Annotated in this window: 2 protein-coding genes; both read right to left on the bottom strand. The window is 71.3% G+C overall.

Annotation, left to right across the window (positions count from 1 at the left end; all coding sequences use genetic code 11):
• Nucleotides 1-2472: non-ribosomal peptide synthetase (locus ACWDAG_RS47665; RefSeq protein ID WP_450701854.1), on the bottom strand; the 2472-nt coding region annotated here is incomplete at its 3' end.
• On the bottom strand, nt 2469-2697 hold a 229-nt coding region (locus ACWDAG_RS47660; protein ID WP_450701853.1), incomplete at its 5' end, for a phosphopantetheine-binding protein. The genes ACWDAG_RS47660 and ACWDAG_RS47665, both read right to left, overlap by 4 nt.

Raw genomic sequence — 2697 nt, 5'->3', positions numbered from 1 at the left:
CACATACCCACGAGCCAACCCCACACCCGACACATACAACTCACCCACCACACCCACCGGCACCGGACGCAAACCACCATCCAGCACATACACACACGTGTTCGCCGCGGGCCGGCCGATGACGGGAGTCCCGGCGTCACCGACGCGCGCCAGCATGGCGTCGACGGTGCACTCGGCGGGCCCGTAGAGGTTGTAGACGGACAGCCCGGGGACGGCGGCCAGTTCCCGCCACATCGCCTCGCCGACCGCCTCGCCGCCGAGGGCGAGGGTCCGCAGCCGGGGGCCGTCGGTGTCGAGCAGCCCGGCGGACATCAGCTGACGGGCGAAGCCCGGGGTGGTGTCCACGAGGTCGAGCGCGTGCTCGGAGCAGTACCGCACCAGTGCGTCGGCGTCCCGGCGTACCTCGTCGTCGACCAGGTGCAGCTCGTGGCCGGCGACCATGGCCAGCAGTTCGGTCCACGAGGCGTCGAAGACCAGGGCGTTGGTCAGGGCGACCCGCAGCGGGCGGCCGCCGGCGGCCTCGGCCTCCGGTGTGAAGAAGCCGGCCTCATGGCTGTGGAACATGTTCGCCAGGCTGCGGTGCGACACGGCCACGCCCTTGGGGCGGCCCGTCGAACCCGACGTGTGGATGACGTAGGCCAGGTTCTCCGGGCGCAGCACTCCCCCGCGGTCCGCGTCGGTGAGGTCGCTCCCGTCGCGCTCCCGGAGGACGTCGGTCTCGTCGAGGAGGATCCGCGCGGGGCCCTCGTCCGGCAGGCCGGCGGCCAGCGCGCGGGTGGTCAGGACGGCTGCCGGACGGGTCTGCGCGAACACCTGGGAGACCCGGTCGGCCGGGTACTCGGGGTCGATCGGCACGTGGACGGCGCCCGACTTCAGGATCGCCAGGATGGCGACCACGCTCTCGGCAGTGCGGGGCATGGCCAGGGCGACGTGCCGCTCCGGGCCGGCGCCGTGCTCGACCAGGAGGCGCGCTAGACGGTTGGCACGCTCGTTGAGGCCGGCGAAGGTCAGGCGCTCGTCCCGGAACACCAGCGCGACGGCGTCCGGGGTGCGGCGGACCTGGGCCTCGAACAGCTCGGGCAGGGTGGCGTCCGGAAGGCCGCGTACGGGGCCGTGGGCGGTCTCGAGCGCGGCCCGCTCGGTCGCGGTGAGCCACTCGACACGGCCCACGAGGGTGTCTGGTGTGTCGGCGAAGGTCTCCAGGAGCGTGCGCAGCCGGGCCGTGAGCCCGTCGACGGTCCCGCGGTCGAACGCGTCGGCGCGGTAGACCAGTTCCAGGCGCATGCGGGCCCCCGGGAACACCGCGAGGCTCAGCGGGTAGTGCGCCCCTTCGGGGGTGTCGGTGATCCCTTCGTCGAGCAGGGAGATCCCCAGGCCGGGTATGGCCCTGCGTGCCGTCGCCGGGTCGATGGGGTAGTTCTCGAAGACGACGGAGGTGTCGAACAGCTCGCCGCCACCGGTCAGCTTCCGGATGTCGGCGAGTCCCAGGTGCTGGTACGGCAGCAGTGCCGACTGCTCCTCCTGGATGCGGGTCAGCAGGGCGTCCAGCGGTTCGCCGAGGTCGAGCCGCACACGCACCGGCACGGTGTTGATCAGCAGTCCGACCATGCGCTCCACACCGGGCAGCTCCGGTGAGCGTCCGGCCACCGTGGCGCCGAAGACGACGTCCTGACTGTCCGTCAGCAGGCTGAGCAGCAGCGCCCAGGCGCCCTGGACGACCGTATTGGTGGTCAGACCCCGGTGGCGGGCGGTCCGGGTGAGAGCGGACGTCAGCTGCCCGGGCAGTTCCAGGGCGACGCGGTGCAGCAGTCCCTCGGCCGTGTCAGAGACCCCGGGTGCCACCAGCGTCGGCTCGTCGAGCCCGGCCAGCTCGGTGCGCCAGGCGTTCTCGGCCTCGGTGCGGTCCTGGCGGCCCAACCACTCCAGGTAGTTGCCGTACGGCACCACCGGGGGCAGTGTCGAGGCGTCGCCCTCGCGCACATAGAGCTGGAACAGCTCGCGGAAAACGATGGGGAGCGACCAGCCGTCCAGCAGGATGTGGTGGTTGGTGAACACCAGGACGTGCCGGTCCTCGGCCAGCCGCACCAGGGTGAAGCGGACCAACGGCCCGGTGGCCATCGTGAACCGGCGCAGCCGGTCCTGGGTCAGGAGTTCACCCAGCCGGGCGCGCTGCCGTTCGCCGTCCAGGTGGCTGAGGTCGATCTCCGTCCAGGGGGTCTCCACTGACCGCGGGATCGCCTGGATGGGTTCGCCCGAGCGGCGTCGCAGGAAGCCGGCCCGCAGGTTGGGGTGCCGTTCGAGCAGTGCGTCCAGGGCGAGCAGCAGCCTCTTGGCGGAGAGTTCACCCGTCAGTTCCAGGGCGGCCTGCATGTTGTAGACGTCGACGCCATCCTCGTCGTAGAGGGCGTGGAAGAGCATGCCCTCCTGCAGGGGGGACAGCGGCAGAACCGCCTCAAGCGAGGTTTGCTTCACTTCGAATTCTCCCATTGGGCTTCAAGCTCTGCCAGTTCGTCCTGCTCGAGCGAGAGCAGCGGGGCCTGGGGCTGAGCGGGTGTGTCCGTCTCGGGGCCGCCGTCCGTGGCCACCTCGGCAAGCGCTGCCGCGGTCTTGTGCCGGAAGACGTCGCGCGGTGAGATCACCACTCCCGCGGCGCGGGCGCGGGAGACGAGCTGGATGGAGACGATCGAGTCGCCCCCC

It is taken from the genome of Streptomyces sp. NPDC001157 (assembly GCF_053598255.1).
The sequence above is the reverse complement of the archived record's forward strand: the minus strand, read 5'-3'. Positions and strand labels throughout refer to the sequence as shown.